Source organism: Pseudomonas sp. AC112 (assembly GCF_979253545.1).
Map to the genome: position 1 here is coordinate 6,250,039 of NZ_CEEDCM010000001.1, position 20,088 is coordinate 6,270,126.

Annotated in this window: 16 protein-coding genes; 7 read left to right on the forward strand and 9 right to left on the reverse strand. The window is 62.1% G+C overall.

Translation table 11 applies throughout. From position 1 onward, the window contains the following. Position 1: 1 nt before the first annotated feature. Positions 2-1,231 carry a formamidase gene (fmdA, locus tag AC0IYN_RS28645; protein ID WP_406597187.1) on the reverse strand — a complete coding sequence of 410 codons (1,230 nt, stop codon included), beginning with the start codon at positions 1,229-1,231 and terminating at the stop codon, positions 2-4. Between the two features lie 90 nt (positions 1,232-1,321). After that, the gene (locus AC0IYN_RS28650; protein ID WP_406597214.1) at positions 1,322-2,053 is read right to left on the reverse strand and encodes a GntR family transcriptional regulator; all 732 of its coding nucleotides are present in this window, start codon (positions 2,051-2,053) and stop codon (positions 1,322-1,324) included. A 113-nt stretch (positions 2,054-2,166) separates the two neighbouring features. Between AC0IYN_RS28650 and AC0IYN_RS28655 the strand changes: the two genes are divergently transcribed. From AC0IYN_RS28655 to AC0IYN_RS28665, 3 genes are all read left to right on the forward strand, one after another. Beyond that, positions 2,167-3,522 (forward strand): class-II fumarase/aspartase family protein, encoded by a 1,356-nt coding sequence (locus tag AC0IYN_RS28655; RefSeq protein WP_406597186.1) that lies wholly within the window; start codon positions 2,167-2,169, stop codon positions 3,520-3,522. Between the two features lie 75 nt (positions 3,523-3,597). Next, positions 3,598-4,902: a cation:dicarboxylate symporter family transporter gene (locus AC0IYN_RS28660; RefSeq protein WP_033897419.1), complete on the forward strand. Its 1,305-nt coding sequence runs from the start codon at positions 3,598-3,600 to the stop codon at positions 4,900-4,902. A 12-nt stretch (positions 4,903-4,914) separates the two neighbouring features. Beyond that, on the forward strand, positions 4,915-6,303 hold the full coding sequence (locus tag AC0IYN_RS28665) for a class II fumarate hydratase (RefSeq protein ID WP_406597185.1): 1,389 nt from the start codon (positions 4,915-4,917) through the stop codon (positions 6,301-6,303). Between the two features lie 98 nt (positions 6,304-6,401). Here the strand turns inward: AC0IYN_RS28665 and AC0IYN_RS28670 are convergent, their stop codons facing one another. The 6 genes from AC0IYN_RS28670 to urtA all read right to left on the reverse strand — a co-directional run bounded on the left by AC0IYN_RS28670 (position 6,402) and on the right by urtA (position 12,684). Then, positions 6,402-7,514: a hypothetical protein gene (locus tag AC0IYN_RS28670; protein WP_406597184.1), complete on the reverse strand. Its 1,113-nt coding sequence runs from the start codon at positions 7,512-7,514 to the stop codon at positions 6,402-6,404. 281 nt (positions 7,515-7,795) lie between these two features. Next, on the reverse strand, positions 7,796-8,485 hold the full coding sequence (gene urtE / locus AC0IYN_RS28675) for an urea ABC transporter ATP-binding subunit UrtE (RefSeq protein ID WP_457267017.1): 690 nt from the start codon (positions 8,483-8,485) through the stop codon (positions 7,796-7,798). A 10-nt stretch (positions 8,486-8,495) separates the two neighbouring features. After that, positions 8,496-9,254, reverse strand: coding sequence for an urea ABC transporter ATP-binding protein UrtD (gene urtD, locus AC0IYN_RS28680; RefSeq protein ID WP_105523748.1), 759 nt, complete (start codon positions 9,252-9,254; stop codon positions 8,496-8,498). Further along, positions 9,251-10,414, reverse strand: coding sequence for an urea ABC transporter permease subunit UrtC (urtC, locus tag AC0IYN_RS28685; RefSeq protein WP_471844439.1), 1,164 nt, complete (start codon positions 10,412-10,414; stop codon positions 9,251-9,253). The genes urtD and urtC overlap by 4 nt, the downstream gene beginning before the upstream one ends. Before the next feature lie 10 nt (positions 10,415-10,424). Next, positions 10,425-11,342: an urea ABC transporter permease subunit UrtB gene (gene urtB, locus AC0IYN_RS28690; protein ID WP_069023195.1), complete on the reverse strand. Its 918-nt coding sequence runs from the start codon at positions 11,340-11,342 to the stop codon at positions 10,425-10,427. Positions 11,343-11,475: 133 nt separating this feature from the next. Further along, entirely contained in the window at positions 11,476-12,684 is a 1,209-nt protein-coding gene (gene urtA, locus AC0IYN_RS28695; protein WP_065906042.1) for an urea ABC transporter substrate-binding protein, read from the reverse strand. Positions 12,685-12,985: 301 nt separating this feature from the next. Between urtA and AC0IYN_RS28700 the strand changes: the two genes are divergently transcribed. Both AC0IYN_RS28700 and AC0IYN_RS28705 read left to right on the forward strand, forming a co-directional pair. Next, entirely contained in the window at positions 12,986-16,369 is a 3,384-nt protein-coding gene (locus AC0IYN_RS28700; protein ID WP_471844442.1) for an ATP-binding protein, read from the forward strand. Then, complete coding sequence (locus tag AC0IYN_RS28705) at positions 16,344-17,009, forward strand: response regulator (protein WP_078047946.1); 666 nt, start codon at positions 16,344-16,346, stop codon at positions 17,007-17,009. Before AC0IYN_RS28700 ends, AC0IYN_RS28705 begins: the two co-directional genes overlap by 26 nt. Before the next feature lie 134 nt (positions 17,010-17,143). Here the strand turns inward: AC0IYN_RS28705 and AC0IYN_RS28710 are convergent, their stop codons facing one another. Beyond that, positions 17,144-17,974 (reverse strand): IclR family transcriptional regulator, encoded by an 831-nt coding sequence (locus tag AC0IYN_RS28710; RefSeq protein WP_406597180.1) that lies wholly within the window; start codon positions 17,972-17,974, stop codon positions 17,144-17,146. 242 nt (positions 17,975-18,216) lie between these two features. Between AC0IYN_RS28710 and AC0IYN_RS28715 the strand changes: the two genes are divergently transcribed. Beyond that, positions 18,217-19,245, forward strand: coding sequence for an ABC transporter ATP-binding protein (locus AC0IYN_RS28715; RefSeq protein ID WP_406597179.1), 1,029 nt, complete (start codon positions 18,217-18,219; stop codon positions 19,243-19,245). Further along, on the forward strand, positions 19,242-20,087 hold the full coding sequence (locus tag AC0IYN_RS28720) for an ABC transporter permease (protein WP_406597178.1): 846 nt from the start codon (positions 19,242-19,244) through the stop codon (positions 20,085-20,087). Before AC0IYN_RS28715 ends, AC0IYN_RS28720 begins: the two co-directional genes overlap by 4 nt. Position 20,088 lies beyond the last annotated feature (1 nt).

Genomic DNA, 20,088 nt, shown 5'->3' on the forward strand with positions numbered 1-20,088 from the left:
GCTACAGGTCCGGGGCGATGGGCAGGTCGATGCTGCCGTCGAGGAATTGGGTCGGGCCATTCGCGTTGGGGTTGATATCAAACTCGAAGATTTCCGTCGGCAGCCACAAGGTCGCGCAGGCATTCGGGATGTCCACCACGCCGCTGATATGCCCTTGCACCGGTGCAGAGCCGAGCAGCGCATAGCCCTGGGCCGGCGAGTAGCCGAACTTGGTCAGGTAGTTGATCGCATTCAGGCACGCCTGGCGGTAGGCGACGTTGACGTCCAGGTAATGCTGCTGGCCCTGTTCGTCCACGGAGATGCCTTCGAAGATCAGGTAGTTTTTGTAATTCGGCGTGATCGGGCTCGGCTTGAATACCGGGTTCTTGATCCCGTACTTGGCCATGCCACCCTTGATCAGCTCGACCTTCATGTGCACCCAGCCGGCCATCTCGATGGCGCCGCAGAAGGTGATTTCGCCGTCACCCTGGCTGAAGTGCAGGTCCCCTACCGACAGCCCGGCACCCTTGACGTAGACCGGGAAGAAGATCTTCGACCCCCGGGACAGGTCCTTGATATCGCAGTTACCGCCATGCTCGCGCGGCGGCACTGTGCGTGCGCCGGTCGCCGCGGCATCGTCACGCGCCTGGCCCTTCATCTTGCCCATGTGGGCGGTGGCGGCCAGCGGTGCATTGGCCAGGGGCGGAACGCGGGTGGGGTTGGTGTCGATCAGTTCCTGTTCGCGGCGGTTCCAGTCGGCGAGCATCACCGGGTCGGGCAGGCAGCCAATCAGGCCGGGATGGATCAGCCCGGCAAAGTTCACCCCGGGAATGTGCCGCGAACTTGTGAACATGCCTTTGAAATCCCAGATGGCTTTTTGCGCGCTGGGGAAGTGATCGGTAAGAAAGCCACCGCCGTTCTGCCGCGAGAAGAACCCGTTGAAGCCCCACTGGGAGTCGGCCTTGGCGCCGATATCCAGCAAGTCCACCACCAGCAAGTCCCCCGGCTCGGCGCCGTGCACACCCACCGGGCCCGACAGGTAGTGCACGGTCGACAGGTCCACATCGCGCACATCACTGGCGTCGTCGTTGTTCTTGATCGCGCCGGCGGTCCAGTCGTAGGTCTCGAGGATGAAGTCATCGCCCGGCTTGACCCAGCAGGCCATCGGAATATCCGGGTGCCAGCGGTTATGGATCTGTTCGTTCTCGGTGACAGGCTGGTTGAGGTCGACTTTGATCAGCGTTTCAGTCATGGACTGGCTCCTGGACGGATGACGGGGTGCGTGCGATCCAGTCTCAGGTGGCCAGGGAAAACGGGAAATACGTTGGATGACGTATGGGGGTCAGACCTTGTCGCGCTTCATCTGCATGGTCAGGGTGAAACGGTCTGCCGGGTAGACCGTTTCCGACACCGCAATCACCCCACCGGCCTCGTCACGGTACTGGCGGATGATGTTCAGCCCCAGCGCGCCGCCCTGCGCCTTGAGGCTGGCAGCCAATTCGGCCGACAGTTGCACCGGGCGCACCTGCTGGTCCACCACATCGATATGCCGCGAGAACGCCTTGCCGATCAGCGCGGCGATCAGTTCGTCCGGGTGCTTGCGTGCTGCGGGAACCACCTCGGCAAAGGCCTGCTCGGCGTACACGTCGGTCCAGCACAACGGGGCGTTGCCGGCGCTGGCATCGACCTTGATGCTCGACACGCAGAAGTAATGCCCGCCCGGCTCCAGCCCCAGGCGCCGGGCCAGGGCGATATCGGCGACGAACTCGCGCACCGCCTGGATATCACGGATATGGGTTTCGGCCACTTGCACCAGGTCGGCCACCGATGCCATCGCCTGGGAATACCCACCCTGGGGCGAAGCGGCTTCAACCCGGGTGCCCACACGCTTGCGCCGCGAGACCATGCCTTGGCCCTGCAACTGGTCGATGGCCGCGCGCACAGTGTGCCGGCTCACCGCATACAGCGAGCAGAGTTCGAATTCCGTCGGCAACAACGACCCTACCGGGTAATGGCCGCTGCCAATCTGGTCGATCAAGTCCTTGGCAACCGCCGCATAACGCCTCTGGCTCACGCTTTCCATTTTTACCCTCGTTGTCGAGTTGACAGTGTATCAGCACAGGCGTAATCATAATGTACGGACATATTAAATATGTATGGTTTAAAAATAACAATTAGGATTTTCCCATGTCGAGTACCGTTTTTGATTCCGCCCTGTTCCGCGACATGTTCGGCACCGCCGAAATGCGCGGCGTGTTCTCCGATAAAGCCCTGATCGAACGCTACATCGAAGTGGAAGTGGCCCTGGCCCGCGCCGAAGCGCGTTGCGGCGTGATCCCGGCGGACGCCGCCGAACAGATCGCCGCGCTGTCGCAGTACGAGGCGCTGGACCTGGCGCTGATGCAGCACGAGACCGAAATCGTCGGCTACCCGATCCTGCCGCTGGTGGAGCAACTGTCGAACATCTGCGGCGACGCCGGCCGCTATGTGCATTGGGGCGCGACCACCCAGGACATCATGGACACCGCCGTGGTCCTGCAGGTACGCGCCGCGCTGGCCATCGTCGAGCGGGACATCCAGACCGTGCGCGGCCTGCTCGCCGGCCTGGCCGAGCGCTATCGCGATACGCCCATGGCCGGTCGCACGCACTTGCAGCACGCGCTGCCGATCACCTTCGGCTACAAGTGCGCGGTGTGGCTGAGCATGTTCGACCGCCACGCCGAGCGCCTGGTGCAACTGCGGCCACGCGTTGAAATCGGCCAGTTCGCCGGGGCCGCCGGCACCCTTGCCTCTCTGGGCGACAAGGGACTGGAGGTGCAGGAAGCGTTGATGGCTGAACTCGGCCTGGGCGTACCGCAAGCCACCTGGCATGTGGCCCGCGATGGGCTGGCCGAGACCCTGAACTTTCTCGGCCTGGTCACCGGTTCCCTGGGCAAGATCGCCCTCGACATCATGATGATGATGACCAGCGAGCTGGGTGAAGTGTATGAACCTTTCGTCAAGGGCCGTGGCGCCAGCAGCACCATGCCGCAGAAGCGCAACCCGATTTCCTGCGAGCTGATGTATGCCGCTGCCAAGGGCGTACGCCAACACGCCGGGCTGATGCTCGACGCGATGATCCAGGATTTCGAACGTTCCACCGGCCCGTGGCAGGCGGAGTGGATCGCCATCCCCGAAGCCTTCGCCCTCAGCGCCGCGTCCCTGGGCCAGGCGACCTTCATGCTCGCCGGCCTGGAAGTGCGCCCCGAACGCATGCGCAAAAACCTCGACATGACCCAGGGCCTGATCGTCGCCGAAGCCGTGATGATGGGCCTCGCCCCGGCCCTCGGCCGCCAAGTGGCCCATGACGTGGTGTATGCCGCCTGCCGCATGGCCAATGACCAGGGCACCAGCCTGCTCGACGCCCTGCTCGCCCAGGGTGAAGCCACTGCGCAACTGGACCTGGCCGATCTGCAGCGCCTGACCGACCCGGCCAACTACCTGGGGCTGGCGCCGCAAATGGTGGATATCGCGCTGGCGCGCCCCGGCCCAGTCAAACGCTGATCCCAAATCCAATGGAGATCTAACTGTGGGATCTCCAGCGTCACACCGAACCATAACAACAATGAGATCACAGACATGTCATCCACCCCCGCAAAAAAACCGCTCTACAAGGACCTGACCTTTCAGGTCGTCGCCGCCATGTTCCTCGGCATTGCCTTCGGCTTTCTCGCCCCGGAGCTGGCCGCCAGTTTCAAGATCCTCGGCGACATTTTCCTCAAGCTGATCAAGACCGCTGTCGCGCCGCTGGTGTTTTTCACCGTGGTCCACGGCATCGCTTCGGCCGGTGATATCAAACGCGTCGGCAAGGTCGGCCTGCGCGCCTTGATCTACTTCGAAGTGGTCTCCACCATCGCCCTGGCCATCGGCCTGTTGTGGGGCAACCTGCTGCAGATCGGCTCCGGCATGCACGACGCCCACCCAAGCAGCGCCGCCGCGGCCGCCGCGAGTGCCGCCGTTGCCAAGGGGCATGCGCCCGCGTCGACCATGGACTTTATCTACGGCATCTTCCCGGACAACTTCGTCGGTGCCTTCGCCGGCGGCCAGTTACTGCAAGTGCTGGTGATCTCCGTGCTGTTCGGCTTCGCCCTGCTGGCGTTGAAGCCCGAGCGCCGCGAAGTGATCGAAGATGGCCTGAACCGCATCTCCGAGTGCTTCTTCGAGTTTATCAACCTGATCATGAAGTTCGCGCCCCTGGGTGCCTTCGGCTCGGTAGCGTATGCAGTGGGCAGCAACGGCACGGCGGTGCTGATGTCCCTGGCCAACCTGGTGTTGATGTTCTATGTCGGCATCGCGTTCTTCATCTTTGTGGTGCTGGGCGCCGTGTGTCGGTTGAGCGGCTTCAGCCTGTGGCGCTTCCTCACCTACATCAAGGATGAAATCTTCATCGTGCTCGGCACCGCCTCGTCGGAAAGCGCCCTGCCGCGCCTGCTGCAAAAACTCGAGAAGTTCGGCTGCTCCAAGCAAAGCGTCGGCCTGGTACTGCCCACCGGCTACGCGTTCAACCTCGACGGCACTTCGATCTACATGTCGCTGTGCGTGCTGTTCATCGCCAATGCCTACGGGGTGCCGCTGAGCTGGGAACAACAGTTGGGCATCATCGCGATCATGCTGGTGACTTCCAAGGGCGCGGCGGCGGTGTCGGGTGGCAGCTTCGTGGTGTTCGCCGCGACGGTGACCGCCATCGGCGTGCTGCCGGCAGAAGGCCTGGCGCTGCTGTTTGGCGTGTACCGCTTCATGTCGATGGCCATCGCCACCTGCAACACCATCGGCAACAGCGTGGCGACGGTAGTGGTGTCGAAATGGTCCGGCGAGTTCTCCCAGCAGACCGCCCAGGATGAATACCAACGCGTACTCGGCCGTGCCGCCGGCGCTGCGCTTTAACGGAGCCTCGTGATGACCACTCTGCGAATCGAACACGACGCGTTCGGCCCGGTGTCCATACCGGCCGACCGTTACTGGGGCGCACAAACCCAGCGGGCATTGGAGGTGTTCGGCGCCAAACAGCCGTTCCCTACCTGCCTGATCCGCGCCTTTGGCCAGCAGAAACGTGCGTGTGCCCGCGCCAATGCGCGCCTTGGCGCCCTGGCGCCGGCCCTGGCGCATGCGATCGACCAGGCCGCCGAAGAGTTGGCCAGGGGCGACCTTGACCACCACTTTCCGCTGTCGATCTGGCAAACCGGCTCCGGCACCCAGACCAACATGAACGCCAACGAGGTGATCGCCAACCGCGCCAACCTCGCGCTCGGCGGCGAACTGGGGAGCAAGTCGCCGGTGCACCCCAACGACCATGTGAACCGCTCGCAGTCGTCCAACGACAGCTTCCCCACGGTGATGCACCTGACCACCGTGCTGGAACTGCGTGGCCGCCTGCTGCCTGCCCTCGGACAACTGGCCGAAGCACTGACCGCCAAGGCCGACGCCTGGCGGGAGGTGCTGAAAATCGGCCGAACCCACCTGATGGATGCGGTGCCCATGAGCCAGGGCCAGGCCTTCGGCGCGTTTGCCCAGCAGATCCAGCACGGCATCGCGCGCATCGAAGCCTGCATGCCGCGCCTGCTTCTGCTGCCCCAGGGCGGCACGGCGGTAGGCACCGGGCTGAATACACCGGCAGGTTTTGACCTGGCGTTCTGCGAGGAAATCAGCCACCTCACCGGCATTACGTTCGAAACCAACCCTTGCAAGTTCGAAGGCATGGGCACCCACGACGCACTGGTAGAGGCCTCCGGTGCGCTGAATGTGCTGGCGGTGTCACTGACCAAGATCGCCAATGACATCCGCCTGCTCGGCTCGGGCCCGCGCTGCGGCCTGGGCGAATTGATCGTGCCCGACGATGGCCTGACCTCCTCGATCATGCCCGGCAAACGCAACCCGACCATCGCCGAGGTGCTGGTGCAGGCGGCGATGCAGGTGATGGGCAACCACACCACCATTACCCTGGCGGGGGCGTCCAGCACCTTCGAATTGAACGTGGCCAAACCGGTGCTGATCCACAACCTGCTGCACTCGATCGATGTGCTCAGCGACTGCGTCAGTCTGTTCACCCACAAGCTGCTGGACGGCCTGGAGGTGAACCACCCGCAACTGGCGCGCAACGTTGAGCATTCGTTATTGATGGCGACGGTGCTGAACCCGGTGCTGGGTTATGACCGCGTGGCGCAGATCACCCGCAAGGCAGCGGATGAAGGTTTGTCACCGAGGGAGGCGGCGGTGCAGTTGGGGCTGATCACCGCCGAAGACTACGAGCAACGGGTGCGGCCGGAAAGGATGATCAACCCTGGCTGATCACTGCACGCTGCGCTATTGAGGCGTGCGCACGACCGGTGAGCCGGTGCTCTCAAGTTAACGGTGCAGACCATGGCCTGAGCTGCACCGGACCACACTCAACCGGTCGACGAGTGCACTTTTTTTCCGGCAATTACGTAGTCGACATTGACCCTATCAAACCTTTGATCTTCCGCGCCCCTGACGCCATTGCCTTTAGTGCCAATATCGACTTCTTTCATCAGGCCCGGACGATGGAGCAATGCAGATGCGAGTCGAGTTCGATCCGTGGGCGGCGACTCTGCAGCCGCTTCCCTCAGACTATCGAAGTTGATATAGCCTTTTGCCCCCTCGTACTGTTGGAACTTCTCCTTCACCGCTTCAAGCAATTCCATATCATTCATTTTTTCATAGTTTGGCTCAGCCTTCTGACTGGACAGCCTTTCAATGGTGTCGCGCCCAACTATGCCGTCAGGTTTGTCAGCATCGTGGTCGGAATCCAGTTTTCTATTGAATTCTGGTCGACTGAGGATTTCCCTGCCCAGGAGGGTCATCCGGTCATCTACCGGATTGCCAGTCAAAGGCCGACCTGCGACTTCACGAAGCGAGTTCTGAGTTATTTTGCCTAGCTCGTTAGGTTTGAAGTAATCAAAGTTATTGCCCAGCTCCGTCGCCAGATCCGAGTCTTTGGCGCACTTGAAGTCATTAGCGAGCGCATTATTCTGTGGACCCATGCGGCCGTCATACGACGGCTCATACGCACCCCTGGAGAACGGCTGACCGACTGCAGGGTTGTCGAATACCGGGTGACGAGTGTAGCCCCCCCTCTCACCATATCCATTTTCAACACGATGGCGCTGCATGCCACCGGAATACCGCTCATAGCCGGCCCGTGCGCCAGCGTTATATGCCATCGGTTCATTCTGTGAGCGAGAGGATTCGTCCGCTTCGTACATGTCGACCGCTGCATGAGCATCTCCCAGGCTGATCAGCCCGTCTTCATGACCGCCATGGTTGACGCCATCGAGCAAGCTACTCATCCCAGGCCGGCCGAGTATCTCCCTGGCCAGTCGGGTCATCGGGTCGTCTACCGGGTTGCCGGTCAAAGGACGGTTGGCAGCGTGCTGAAGAACGTCCCGCGTGACGAAACCGGACTCTCCCTGAAAATAAGGGTAGGCACCGGCAAATTCCCGCGCCACCACTGAATGGGGGGCTCCGCGATAGTCCATCATGGGTGGATTCATACCAGGCTGATTACCAAACCCGGTCCTACCGAACGCGAGGGGAGATTGCGGGTAGTGAACCGGCGTCGGTTGACCGAACGGAGTATTTATCATCGCAACACCTCAAATAGTAAATGCACAGAACGTGACCAACGCCTGAACCGGCATTTGATCAGCCTCAATCTGTGGCAATAGGCGAAGAAATGGTTCCGTTACGTGCAGGTCACTACGACTCTGACAGGCAGGAATACTTACCCGTACATCGCTTCAGCCGATAAGAACCAGGACGATTAAACCGATAAATACCGACTGATCGTTGCTTCATCCACTCGATCCCGGGTTTCCTCAATCACAAATCGCCCTTTCTCGATCACTAGGAAACGATCGGCAATTTCCAGGGTGAACGACAGCACCTGCTCGGAGACCACGATGGTCAAGTCGCGCAGGTTGCGAATCTCCTTCAGCGTGCGCGCGATGTCCTTGATGATCGAAGGCTGGATGCCCTCGGTCGGTTCATCCAGCAACAGCACCTTGGGGTTGGTGGCCAACGCCCGGGCAATCGCCAACTGCTGTTGCTGCCCGCCAGACAGGTTGCCGCCCTTGCGCGATTGCATGTCGTAGAGCACCGGGAACAGCGCGTACAAATCCTCGGGCACCTTGCCTCGCGCCGACGCCGGCAGGCCGGTCTGGATGTTTTCCAGCACCGTCATGCTCGGGAAAATCATGCGGCCCTGGGGCACATAGGCGATGCCACGCTCCACCCGCGCATGGGTTTCCAGCGCCGACACATCGTGCCCGTCCACACTCACCTGGCCTTTCCACTGCGGGAGGATGCCCATCAGGCTCTTGAACAAGGTGGTCTTGCCCATGCCATTGCGGCCCATCACCGCGACGATCTCGCGCTTGGCGACGTTCAGGTCCAGGTCGTGGAGGATCTGGCTCTGCCCGTAGCCGCAGGACAACTGGTCGATCTTGAACATGCGCGGCTCCTCAGTGGCCCAAATACACTTCGATGACTTTCGGGTTGCTTTGCACCGACTCCATGCTGCCCTCGGCCAGCACCTTGCCCTGGTGCAGCACCGTGACCTTGTGGGCGATGCTTTTGACGAACTCCATGTCGTGCTCGATCACCAGCACCGAACGGCCCTGGCTGATGCGGTTGAGCAGTTCGGCGGTTTGCGCGCGCTCGTTGACGCTCATGCCCGCCACCGGCTCATCCAACATCAATAACTCGGGGTCCTGCATCAGCAGCATGCCAATCTCCAGCCACTGCTTCTGCCCGTGGGACAGCAGGTCGGCCTGTTGTTGCAGCAGGTCGCCAAGGAAAATCTCCCGCGCCACCGCCTCCACCCGTGCGATCACCTGGGCGTTGCGCTTGAAGAACAACGCACCCCATACCTTGCGCCCGGCCGGGTAAGACATCTCCAGGTTCTCGAACACCGTGAGGTTTTCGTAGATCGACGGGTTCTGGAACTTGCGGCCCACACCGGCACGCACGATGTTGTACTCGCGCATCTTGGTCAGTTCCTGGCCGTCGAACTGGATGCTGCCGCTGGTGGCGCGGGTCTTGCCGCAGATCAGGTCAAGCACGGTGGTCTTGCCGGCGCCATTGGGACCGATCACCACGCGCACTTCATTGCGGTCGATATACAGGTTGAGGTTATCGACCGCCTTGAAGCCGTCGAACGACACGGTGAGGCCTTCGATGGCCAGCACCGGTTTTTTCATTTCGAAGCCGACGGCGGTCATGGCTGGGTCTCCAGGATCTTGCTGTTGGCCTTGGGTTTAACCGGCGGGTGCGCCGGGGTCGCCACCAGGGGTTTACGCCGCAGCACTTTGGCCAGCGCCTGGCGCCCGTGGCTGTCCCACAAACCAGCCAGGCCGTTGGGGAAGTACATCACCACCGCAATGAACAGCCCGCCCATCAGGTACAACCACAACTCGGGGAAGGACTCGGAAAAGTAGGTCTTGCCGTAGTTCACCAGCAGCGCGCCATACACCGCGCCGAGCAGCGACATGCGCCCGCCCACCGCCGCAAAGATCACCATCTCGATCGACGGCACGATGCCCACGAACGACGGCGACATAAAGCCCACCTGCAAGGCAAACATCGCCCCGCCAATCGCCGAGAACGCGGCGGCCACGCAGAACACGAAGATCTTGAAGCTGGCCACGTCATACCCGGAAAAACGCACGCGTTCTTCCTTGTCGCGCATCGCCATCAACAACCGGCCAAGCTTGGACGCGAGGATGAACCGGCCAATGAAGATGCAGCCGAACAGCAACCCGGCGTTGATGAAGTACAGGATCATCTTTGCGCTGTCGGTGCGCAGGTCCCAGCCAAGCAGGGTCTTGAGGTCGGTGATGCCGTTGACGCCACCGGTCAGGCCCTGTTGGCCGACGATCAGCACCGTCAGGATCAACGCAATCGCCTGGGTGACGATGGAGAAATACACATCGCCCACGCGCCGCTTGAACAGCGCCATGCCGATGATGAACGCGAGCAGCACCGGCACCGCGATCACCGCCACCAGGGTGAAGCTGAAGCTGTGGAACGGTTGCCACAACCACGGCAGTTCGGTGATCTGGTTCCAGTCCATGAAGTCCGGGATGCCCGGTGTGGATTGGATCTTGGTGCTCTCCGGGTCCGAGGCCTCAAGCTTGAGGAACATCGCCATGCAGTAGCCACCCACCCCGAAGAACACGCCCTGCCCCAGGCTGAGAATGCCGCCATAGCCCCAGCACAACACCAGGCCGACCGCGACAAACGCGTAGGTCAGGTATTTGCCGACCATGTTCAGGCGGAACGCATCCAGGGTCAGGGGGAATACCACCAGGATCAACAGCGCCAGCAACACGATGCCGATCAGGTTTTGCTGGCCGCCCAGCAGCTTGTCTAGAGCCTTCATCCGGTCGCCTCTACTTGCGCACTTTGATGGAAAACAACCCTTGCGGGCGCAGCATCAGGATCAGAATCACCGAGGACAAGGTGAGTACCTTGGCCATCGAGCCACTGAGGAAAAACTCCGACAGCGATTGCGTCTGGGCAATCACAAAGGCCGAGGCGATGGTGCCAAACAGGCTTTGCGCGCCGCCGAACACCACCACCAGGAAGGTGTCGACGATGTACTGCGAACCCGCCGTCGGCCCGGTGGAGCCGATGGTAGTGAACGCCGCACCGGCCACCCCGGCGACGCCGCAACCGAGGGCGAAGGTCATGCGGTCGACCTTGCGTGTATTGATGCCCACGGCACGGCTCATCAAGCGGTTCTGCACCGTAGCGCGCACCTGCAGGCCCCAGCGCGAGCGGTAGAGCATCAGGAAGATCGCCGCAGTGAGCAGCAAGGTCAGGGCCATCATGAACAGGCCGTTGCGCGGGATCTCGATGGCATCGGTGAAGTTCACCGAGCCCATCAGCCAGGCCGGCGGTTCGGCGCTGACTTCGCGGGCGCCGAACACCGAACGGAAGGTCTGCTGCATCACCAGCGACAGGCCCCAGGTGGCGAGTAAGGTGTCCAGCGGGCGCTTGTACAAGCGGCTGATCATCGCCCATTCCACCAGCCAGCCAATGGCGCCGGCGACGAGGAATGACAGGGCAATGGCGAAGAAGAAGTAATAGGGTTGGAAGCTCGGTGCAAAGTGCGCCGTAAGGCTCGAACACACATACGTGGTGTAGGCGCCGATGGTCAGGAACTCCCCATGGGCCATGTTGATCACGCCCATCTGGCCGAAAATGATCGCCAGCCCCAATGCCATCAGCAACAGCACGCAGAACACGGACAAGCCGTTGAACCCCTGCATCGCCGCGATGGCTCCAAATTCCGATAGCCATTCCATGATGATGGTCTCCTGAGAGCCAGGTTGAAAACAGACCTGTAGGAGCCGGCTTGCCGGCGATCCAGGCACCTCGGTATTGCAGTTGCACCAAGGGGATGCCATCGCCGGCAAGCCGGCTCCTAAGGGGGAAAGGTTATTGGTAGCCTTTAGGGAACGGGTTCGGCTCGATCAGATCCGACTCGTAGATCACCTTGAACTGGCCGTTGGGCTGCACCTCACCAATGCGCGACTTGCTCCACAGGTGGTGGTTCTCGTGGATCTTCACGTAGCCTTCCGGCGCGGTTTTCAGTTCGATGCCAGGCGATGCGGCCACGACTTTATCCACGTCGAAACTGCCCGCTTTCTCCACCGCCGCTTTCCATAGCCATGGGCCGAGGTAGGCCGCCTGGGTCACATCGCCGATCACGGCGTCCTTGCCATATTTGGCCTTGAAGGCCTCGACGAAGGCTTTGTTGTTCGGGTTGTCCAGGCTCTGGAAGTACTTCATCGAGGCATAGAAACCGGCCATGTTTTCACCGCCGATGCCGAGCAGTTCGTCCTCAGTCACCGACAGGGTCAGCAAGGTCTGCTTGGACGAGTTCACGCCCGCCGCGTTGAGTTGCTTGTAGAACGCCACGTTGGAGCCACCCACCACGGCCGCGAACACCACGTCAGGCTTTTTCAGCTTGACCTTGTTGATCAGCGAGCCGAACTGGGTGTTGCCCAACGGGTAGTAGTCTTCGCCGACCACGGTGCCGTGCAGGACGTTTTCGATGTGCTTGCGCGCGATCTTCATCGAGGTGCGCGGCCAGATATAGTCGGAGCCGACCAGGTAGAAGGTCTTGGCGCCCTTGGTCTTGGCGATCCAGTCGAGGCTGGCGAGGATCTGCTGGGTGGCTTCCTGGCCGGTGTAGATCACGTTTTTCGACTGTTCCAGGCCTTCATAGAAGGTCGGGTAGTAGAGCAGGCCGTTTTCTTTCTCGAAGATCGGCAGCACGGCTTTGCGCGAGGCCGATGTCCAGCAGCCGAACACGGCGGCAACCTTGTCGTTGACCAGCAGCTTCTTGGCTTTTTCGGCGAAGGTCGGCCAGTCGGACGCACCGTCTTCCTGGATCACCTTGATCTGCCGTCCCAGGATCCCGCCCGAAGCGTTGATCTGTTCGATGGCCAGGCGTTCGGCCTGGATCGAGCCGGTTTCGGAAATCGCCATGGTGCCTGTGGCCGAGTGCAACTGGCCAACGGTGACCTCCGTCGGGGTCACGGCCAGGCCTTCGTTATCGGCCAGCACGCCCTGGCTGAACAGCGCGGCCGCCAGCAATGACAAGGCCAACAGCGGTTTGGAGCGGATCAATCGTGGTGCCATGGGGCGACTCCTCTGCAATGAGGGGTCCAGCATGGCGGCAGTGGGCCAGCGCGGGTATACGCAGCCTGACGTAACGGCGTACGTCATTTGACGTATGCCGCTGCGCACCATTTTCGCGCAGGATCCCGCCCGCCCTGACAGCACCGATCAATGTGGGAGCTGGCTTGCCTGCGATGGCGGTGTATCAATCAACTTCCCCATGGCTGACCCACCGCCATCGCAGGCAAGCCAGCTCCCACATTTTGAATCGGGGCACGGAACTTGCTCATCCACCTGGCCCACTTCCCGGAGCTATCCCACCGTGCACCCTCCTCCCGGCACCCAGCGCATCGTCAAGATCCGCCGCGACTACAACACCTGGGTCGCCGACGAGACCATGGAAGACTACGCCCTGCGCTACACCCCCAAGTCCTTTCGCAAGTGGTCGGAGCTGCGCATTGCCAACACCGCCCTGGGCGCAGTGTCGTTCCTGGCGCTGGAAGCCATCGGCGGCGTGTTGGCCTTGAGCTACGGGTTCACCAACACCTTCTGGGCGATCCTCGCCATCAGCCTGGTGATCTTTTTCACCGGCCTGCCCATCAGCTATTACGCGGCGCGCTACGGCGTGGACATGGACCTGCTGACCCGCGGCGCCGGCTTCGGCTACATCGGCTCCACCATCACCTCGCTGATCTATGCCAGCTTCACCTTCCTGTTCTTTGCCCTGGAAGCGGCGATCATGGCCCTGGCCCTGGAGCTGTACTTTCATATCCCGCTGGCCTTCGCCTACGTGATCTGCTCGCTGTTGGTGATCCCACTGGTGGCCTACGGCGTGACCCTGATCAGCCGCCTGCAACTGTGGACGCAACCGCTGTGGCTGCTGTTGCTGGTGCTGCCGTACGGCTTTGTGGCGTGGAAAAACCCCGACGCCTTCAGCGACTGGACCAGCTTTGTCGGACGCAGCGGTGATGGCGGCGGCTTCAACCTGTTGGCGTTCTGCGCTGCCTGCACCGTAGCGTTGTCGCTGGTGACGCAGATCGGCGAACAGGTGGACTACTTGCGCTTCCTGCCGGAAAAAACCGCCGCCAACCGCAAGCGCTGGTGGGCCGCCCTGCTCTGCGCCGGCCCTGGCTGGATCATCCCCGGCGCCCTGAAGATGTTCGCCGGCGCGTTCCTGGCCTTTCTCGCGCTGCAACATGAAATCCCCATGGAACGCGCCGCCGAGCCGACCCAGATGTACCTGGTCGCCTTCCGCTACGTGTTCAGTTCGCCAGAATGGGCACTCGGCGCCATGGTGCTGTTCGTGATCATCTCGCAGATGAAAATCAACCTGACCAACGCTTACGCTGGCTCGCTGGCCTGGTCGAATTTTTTCGCCCGCGTGACCCACAGCCACCCCGGCCGGGTGGTGTGGCTGGTGTTCAACGTGGCCATCGCGTTGATGCTGATGGAGTTGGGCGTGTTCGACGTGATCGACCAAGTGCTGGGGCTCTACGCCAATATCGCGATTGCCTGGATCGGCACGTTGGTGGCGGACCTGGTGATCAACAAGCCGTTGGGCCTGTCGCCCAGGCACATCGAGTTCAAGCGCGCGCACCTCTACGACATCAACCCCGTGGGCGTCGGCTCGATGCTGATTGCCTCGCTGCTGTCGATCCTTGCCCATTTCGGCCTGTTCGGCGCCCTGGCCCAGGCGGCGCCGCCCTTCGTGGCCCTGGGCACTGCGTTGGTGATGGCGCCGCTCCTGGCCTGGCTGACCCAGGGCAAGTACTACATCGCCCGCACCAGTGACGTGCAATTGATCCACCCGATTGCCCCGGCGACCCACGCGGTGTGCGGCTTGTGCAGCAACCCGTTCGAGACCGCGGACATGGCGTTCTGCCCGGCCTACAGCACGCCGATCTGCTCGCTGTGTTGTTCGCTGGATGCGCGTTGCGGTGACCGGTGCAAACCCCACGCCCGCCTGGTCACCCAGTTCGAGGGTGTGTTGCGTTGGTTGCTGCCCAATACGATGATGCCGCGCCTGCACACGCGCCTGGCCCATTACCTGGGGTTGTTGCTGGCGCTGGTGTTGATGCTTGCCGGCGCGTTGGCCTTGATCTATGTGCAGGCGGCCCAGGGTTTGCCCCATTCGGAAACCCTGTACCAGGCATTCTTCAAGGCGTTCCTGACTCTCTCGGTACTGGCCGCCGTGCTCGCCTGGTGGGTGGTGCTGACCCGCGAAAGCCGTGGCGTGGCCCAGGAGGAATCCGACCGCCAGACCCTGCTGCTGATGCAGGAAATCGACGCCCACAGCCTCACCGACCAGGCCCTGCAGCAAGCCAAGGAAGCTTCCGAGGCGGCGAATGCCGCCAAGAGCCGCTACGTCACCGGGTTGTCCCATGAACTGCGCACGCCGCTGAACAGCATCTTAGGCTTCACCCAGATCCTGCAGCGCGACAGCGCCATGCCCGAGCAGCACCAGGATGCACTCGCAACCATCCTGCGCAGTGGCTCGCACTTGGTCTCGTTGATCGATGGCTTGCTGGATGTGGCCAAGATCGAGGCTGGCAAATTGCGCCTGGAACTGACTGAAATCCCCTTCCCCGAGCTGCTCCATGACCTGGAACAGATGTTCACCCCGCAAGCCCAGGACAAGGGCCTGCGCTTTCGCCTGGACTGCGTGGGCAAGATCCCGGCGGTGGTGCGCGGCGATGAAAAACGCGTACGCCAGATCCTCATCAACCTGCTGGGCAACGCGGTGAATTTCACTGACAGCGGCGAGGTGCACCTGCGGGTCAGTTATAGGCGCGAGACCGCCAACTTCGAGATTATCGACACCGGCATCGGCATTGATCCGGGGCAGTTGGAGCGGATATTCCAGCCGTTCGAACGCGGCGACCTGATGCGCCAGGACAACGGCGTGGGCCTGGGCCTGACCATCACGCGCATGCTCACCTCATTGATGGGTGGCGAGCTGCGGGTGACCAGCGAGCTGGACAAGGGCACCTGCTTCCAGGTGCGGCTGTTCTTGTCCCAGGTGCGCGCGCCGCAGGCGGTGGTGCATGTGGAACACGACATCATCGGCTATCAGGGGGCGCGGCGACGCATCCTGGTGGTGGATGACCATGTGGACCATCGCAAGGTGCTCAGCGGCATGCTCACGCCCCTGGGGTTCGAAGTGATCCAGGCCAGCAATGGCCAGGACGCAATCCGCCAGGTGGCATTGCTGGCGCCGGACCTGATCCTGATGGACCTGTCGATGCCGACCCTGGATGGCTACGAAACCAGCCGCCTGATCCGGCGTAATGCACTGTCCACGGCGCCGATTATTGTGATTTCGGCCAACGCCTTTACCGACGACCGCGAACGCAGCATTGCCGCCGCGTGCAACGACTACCTGGCCAAGCCCGTGCGCACGCCGGAACTGCTTGGGCGCTTGCAACAGCACTTGGACCTGCACTGGCTGCGGCGCACCAAGAGCCGGGTGCCGCCACCGCCACCCAGCATCTTGCCCAGCCCGGAAGACCTGGCGGCCCTCGCCGAACTCAGCGCTATCGGCTACGTGCGCGGCCTGCACGAAAAACTCGACACGATCCTTGCGCACCACCCCGATACCGAGCCTTTCATCAGCAAGGCGCGTGGTTTGCTCAAGACTTTCCGCCTGGATGAACTCAACCGAACCCTCAAGGAGGCCGAAGATGAATGCACTCACCCGCAGCACTGAACCCGGCGTCGTGCTGATCGTGGACGACACCCCGGACAACCTGGCGATGCTCTCCGATGCCCTCGACGACGCCGGCTACATGGTGCTGGTGGCCCTCGACGGGCTCAGCGCGTTGAACCGCGTGCAACGCCGGCGCCCGGACCTGATCCTGCTGGACGCGATGATGCCCGGCCTGGATGGCTTCGAAACCTGCCGTCGGCTCAAGGCGCAACCCGCCAGTGCGGATATCCCGGTGGTGTTCATGACCGGGCTGACCGACACCAAGCACGTGGTGCAGGGCTTTGAAGTGGGGGGCAGTGACTACGTGACCAAGCCGATCCAGACCGACGAGGTACTGGCGCGGGTGGCGGCGCATTTGCGCACCTCGCGCATTTTGCTCTCGGCGCGGGAGGCGCAGCAGCCGAGTGTGCTGACGCTCGAAGATGCACCGGCCCAACGCCTGCTGTCGGCCCGGTTCCAACTGACCGAGCGCGAGGTAGAGGTGCTGCGCTGGGTAGCCTGCGGGAAGACCAATCGAGATATCGGCGATATTCTGGGGTTGAGCCCGAGGACGGTGAACAAGCATCTGGAGCATGTGTATGTGAAGCTCGGCGTGGAAACCCGCACAGCGGCCACGTCAGTCGCGTTGGCTGCAATCTGAATGTATGTGGGGCTTGTGTGGGAGCGGGTTTGCTCGCGAATACGGAGTATCCGTTGACATATCCTTGGCTGACCCACCGCATTCGCGAGCAAGCCCGCTCCCACATTTTTTGATCTTCATCGTGGCTGAAATCGTCACCCGCCAAAGGTGTGTGAGGGTCGCCTCAAGGTCGGATCAAACGGGTTGATGCGTGGCCCGATCGCCGCCGCTTCGCGCTTGAGCAACTCCACCACCATGGGCAACCGGCCCGGCCCCAGGCGGTCGCTGATGGTCGCCACACTCAACGCCGCCACCGCATGCCCGTCGCGGTTGAGGATGGGCACCGCCAACCCCGCCATGCCTTCCAGCACCCCGGTATTGCGCGCCGCATACCCCAGGTTGCGCACGTTCTCGACTTCCGAACGCAACAGCACTTCGTCATACAGGTGGAAGTCCTTGAGCCGTGGCAGGTTGTAGCGGATCACCGTTTCACGCTCTTCCTCTGGCAAAAACGCCAGGATCGCCAGGCTGCCCTGCCCAACACCCAATGCGACGCGCCCGCCGATATCGCCGGTGAAGGTGCGGATCGGGTACGGGCCTTCGCTGCGGTCCAGGCAGATCGCATCGAAGCCACTGCGCGCCAGCAGGAACAGCGAATCCCCCAATGAAGCACTCAGGCGCAGCATGCTCGGCCGCACCAGGTCGCGCAGGTTGCCGGTCTTGCCGGCATTCGCCGCCAGGGCGAAGAACTCCAGGCTGAGGCGATAGCGCTTGCTGCGTGCGTCCTGCTCGACCATGCCTTCGTCCATCAGGCTGCGCAGCAGCCGGTGGGTGGTGGGTTGGGACAGGCCCACCTGTTGCGCGAGCTGCGTAACGCGTTCGCCACCCTCCGGCACTTCACCCAGGGTTCGCAGCAGCGCGAACAGACGAGACACCGCGCCTGCCCCAACTTCTCTACTGCTTTCATTCCGATCAGTGGAATCCATAACAACCAATCTCTTTATTAATTCCGGTGAGTGAATAAATTTAAAAATAATAGTCCGTTCAGTGAAATTCCGTCTTCCGCCCATCCTAGTCTTCGTCCTAATCTGCGTCCACAGGGGCGAAATGAACAACAACCGGCAGCCGACTTGAGATCGAGCGCCAACGCACCCGCAACACCCTTTTCGCATCTGCCCAAAACAAAAAAGCGCGTTTCGACGCGACTCAAAAAAGGTGGAACGCAGACATGGCATTTCTCCAACTCAACGCCTTGAGCAAACGCTACGGCGCCGTCGATGCGGTGGTCGCCACCGACCTCGCGGTGGAAAAAGGCGAATTCGTTTCCCTGCTCGGCCCTTCGGGTTGCGGCAAGACCACCACCCTGCAAATGATCGCTGGTTTCGTCGATGTGAGCGGCGGGCAGATCTTGCTCGACGGCCGTGACATCACCCACGCCAAACCCGCCAGCCGTGGGCTGGGCGTGGTGTTCCAGAGCTACGCGCTGTTCCCGCACATGAGCGTGCGCGACAACGTCGCCTTCGGCCTGAAGATGCGTAAAGTGCCGGCCAGCGAGATCGCCAGCAAGGTCAAGACCGTGCTCGACCTGGTGCGCCTGGCACCGCATGCCGACCGTTACCCACGGGAGCTGTCCGGCGGTCAGCGCCAGCGCGTGGCCCTGGCCCGCGCCTTGGTGATCGAACCGCCGGTGTTGCTGCTCGATGAACCGCTGTCCAACCTCGACGCCAACCTGCGCGAAGAAATGCAGTTCGAGATCCGCCGCATTCAGTGCGCCGTCGGGATCACCACCTTGATGGTCACCCATGACCAGGCTGAGGCGCTGTCGATCAGCGACCGCGTGGTGGTGATGCAAGCCGGCCGTGTGACCCAGATCGACGCGCCCTACAAGCTCTACGAGCACCCGCGTACACGCTTCATCTCGGACTTTGTCGGCAAGGCCAACCTGCTGCCGGGCGACTACGACCCGCTGGGAAGTCCGCAAGTGCGCCACGAAAGCGGCAACGGCGAGCTGACCCTGAGCCTGCGCCCGGAAAAGATCCAATTGGTGGACGCAGGCACAGGTCGCCTGCAAGGCCAGGTCATCAATCGCTACTTCTTTGGCAGCCAGTGGCTGTACCACATCGATACCGCCCTCGGCGAAGTCACCGTGGTGCGCAGCAACGACGGCAACGCGCCGCTGCGTTGCGGCACAGCGGTGGGCCTGGACTGGCACGCCAGCCTGTTGCGTGTGTTGGCCGCGGATGAGGTGCACCCATGAGCCGCGGCTACCTGCTCTCGCTGCCGGCGCTGGTGTTGTTTGCCGGGCTGCTGATCCTGCCGCTGGGCCTGACGCTGGTGCTGTCGTTCAATGTGTTCGACTACCAGGTGGGCGTGAAGGCCGATGAGTGGACCTTCGCGCATTACCTGTCGCTGTTCAGTGATTCGTACTTCTACGAAATCTTCTGGCGCACCTTTTGGATCAGCGCGCTGGTCACGCTGCTGTGCGTGGTGATCGGTGTGCCCGAGGCCTACATCCTCAGCCGCATGGGCACTCCGTGGCGTTCGATCTTCCTGATCCTGATCCTCACGCCACTGCTGATTTCGGTAGTGGTGCGCGCCTTTGGCTGGAGCCTGTTGCTTGGCGCGGACGGGTTGGTGAACCAGGTCATCCAGTTGCTCGGCGGACGCCCGGTGAAGCTGCTGTACACGCCGTTCGCGGTGATCATCGCCCTGGTGCACGTGATGCTGCCGTTCATGATCATCCCGGTATGGACTTCCCTGCAGAAGCTCGACCCGTCGGCTGAACAGGCGGCGTTGTCCCTGGGCGCCAGCCAGGCCACGGTGATGCGCAAGATCGTGTTGCCGCAAGTCATGCCCGGCGTGCTGTCCGGCACCCTGATCGTGTTCGGCCTGGCCGCCAGTTCCTTTGCGATCCCCGGCCTGCTCGGCGGGCGTCGCCTGAAAATGGTCGCCACCGTGGTGTACGACCAGTACCTCTCGGAACTCAACTGGCCCATGGGCGCGACCATCGCGGTGGTGCTGCTGTTGGTCAATCTGCTGATCATGCTGAGCTGGAACCGCATGGTCGAAGGCCGCTACAAAAAGTCCCTGGGGGTTTAAG

Coding starts and splice junctions, on each gene's coding strand:
- AC0IYN_RS28665 (WP_406597185.1), top strand. CDS start 4,915: ATGACCACTCTGCGAATCGAACACGACGCGTTCGGCCCGGTGTCCATA.
- AC0IYN_RS28705 (WP_078047946.1), top strand. CDS start 16,344: ATGAATGCACTCACCCGCAGCACTGAACCCGGCGTCGTGCTGATCGTG.
- fmdA (WP_406597187.1), bottom strand. CDS start 1,231: ATGACTGAAACGCTGATCAAAGTCGACCTCAACCAGCCTGTCACCGAG.
- AC0IYN_RS28660 (WP_033897419.1), top strand. CDS start 3,598: ATGTCATCCACCCCCGCAAAAAAACCGCTCTACAAGGACCTGACCTTT.
- AC0IYN_RS28720 (WP_406597178.1), top strand. CDS start 19,242: ATGAGCCGCGGCTACCTGCTCTCGCTGCCGGCGCTGGTGTTGTTTGCC.
- AC0IYN_RS28715 (WP_406597179.1), top strand. CDS start 18,217: ATGGCATTTCTCCAACTCAACGCCTTGAGCAAACGCTACGGCGCCGTC.
- AC0IYN_RS28655 (WP_406597186.1), top strand. CDS start 2,167: ATGTCGAGTACCGTTTTTGATTCCGCCCTGTTCCGCGACATGTTCGGC.
- AC0IYN_RS28670 (WP_406597184.1), bottom strand. CDS start 7,514: ATGATGGACTATCGCGGAGCCCCCCATTCAGTGGTGGCGCGGGAATTT.
- urtC (WP_471844439.1), bottom strand. CDS start 10,414: ATGAAGGCTCTAGACAAGCTGCTGGGCGGCCAGCAAAACCTGATCGGC.
- urtD (WP_105523748.1), bottom strand. CDS start 9,254: ATGACCGCCGTCGGCTTCGAAATGAAAAAACCGGTGCTGGCCATCGAA.
- AC0IYN_RS28710 (WP_406597180.1), bottom strand. CDS start 17,974: ATGGATTCCACTGATCGGAATGAAAGCAGTAGAGAAGTTGGGGCAGGC.
- urtA (WP_065906042.1), bottom strand. CDS start 12,684: ATGGCACCACGATTGATCCGCTCCAAACCGCTGTTGGCCTTGTCATTG.
- urtB (WP_069023195.1), bottom strand. CDS start 11,342: ATGGAATGGCTATCGGAATTTGGAGCCATCGCGGCGATGCAGGGGTTC.
- urtE (WP_457267017.1), bottom strand. CDS start 8,485: ATGTTCAAGATCGACCAGTTGTCCTGCGGCTACGGGCAGAGCCAGATC.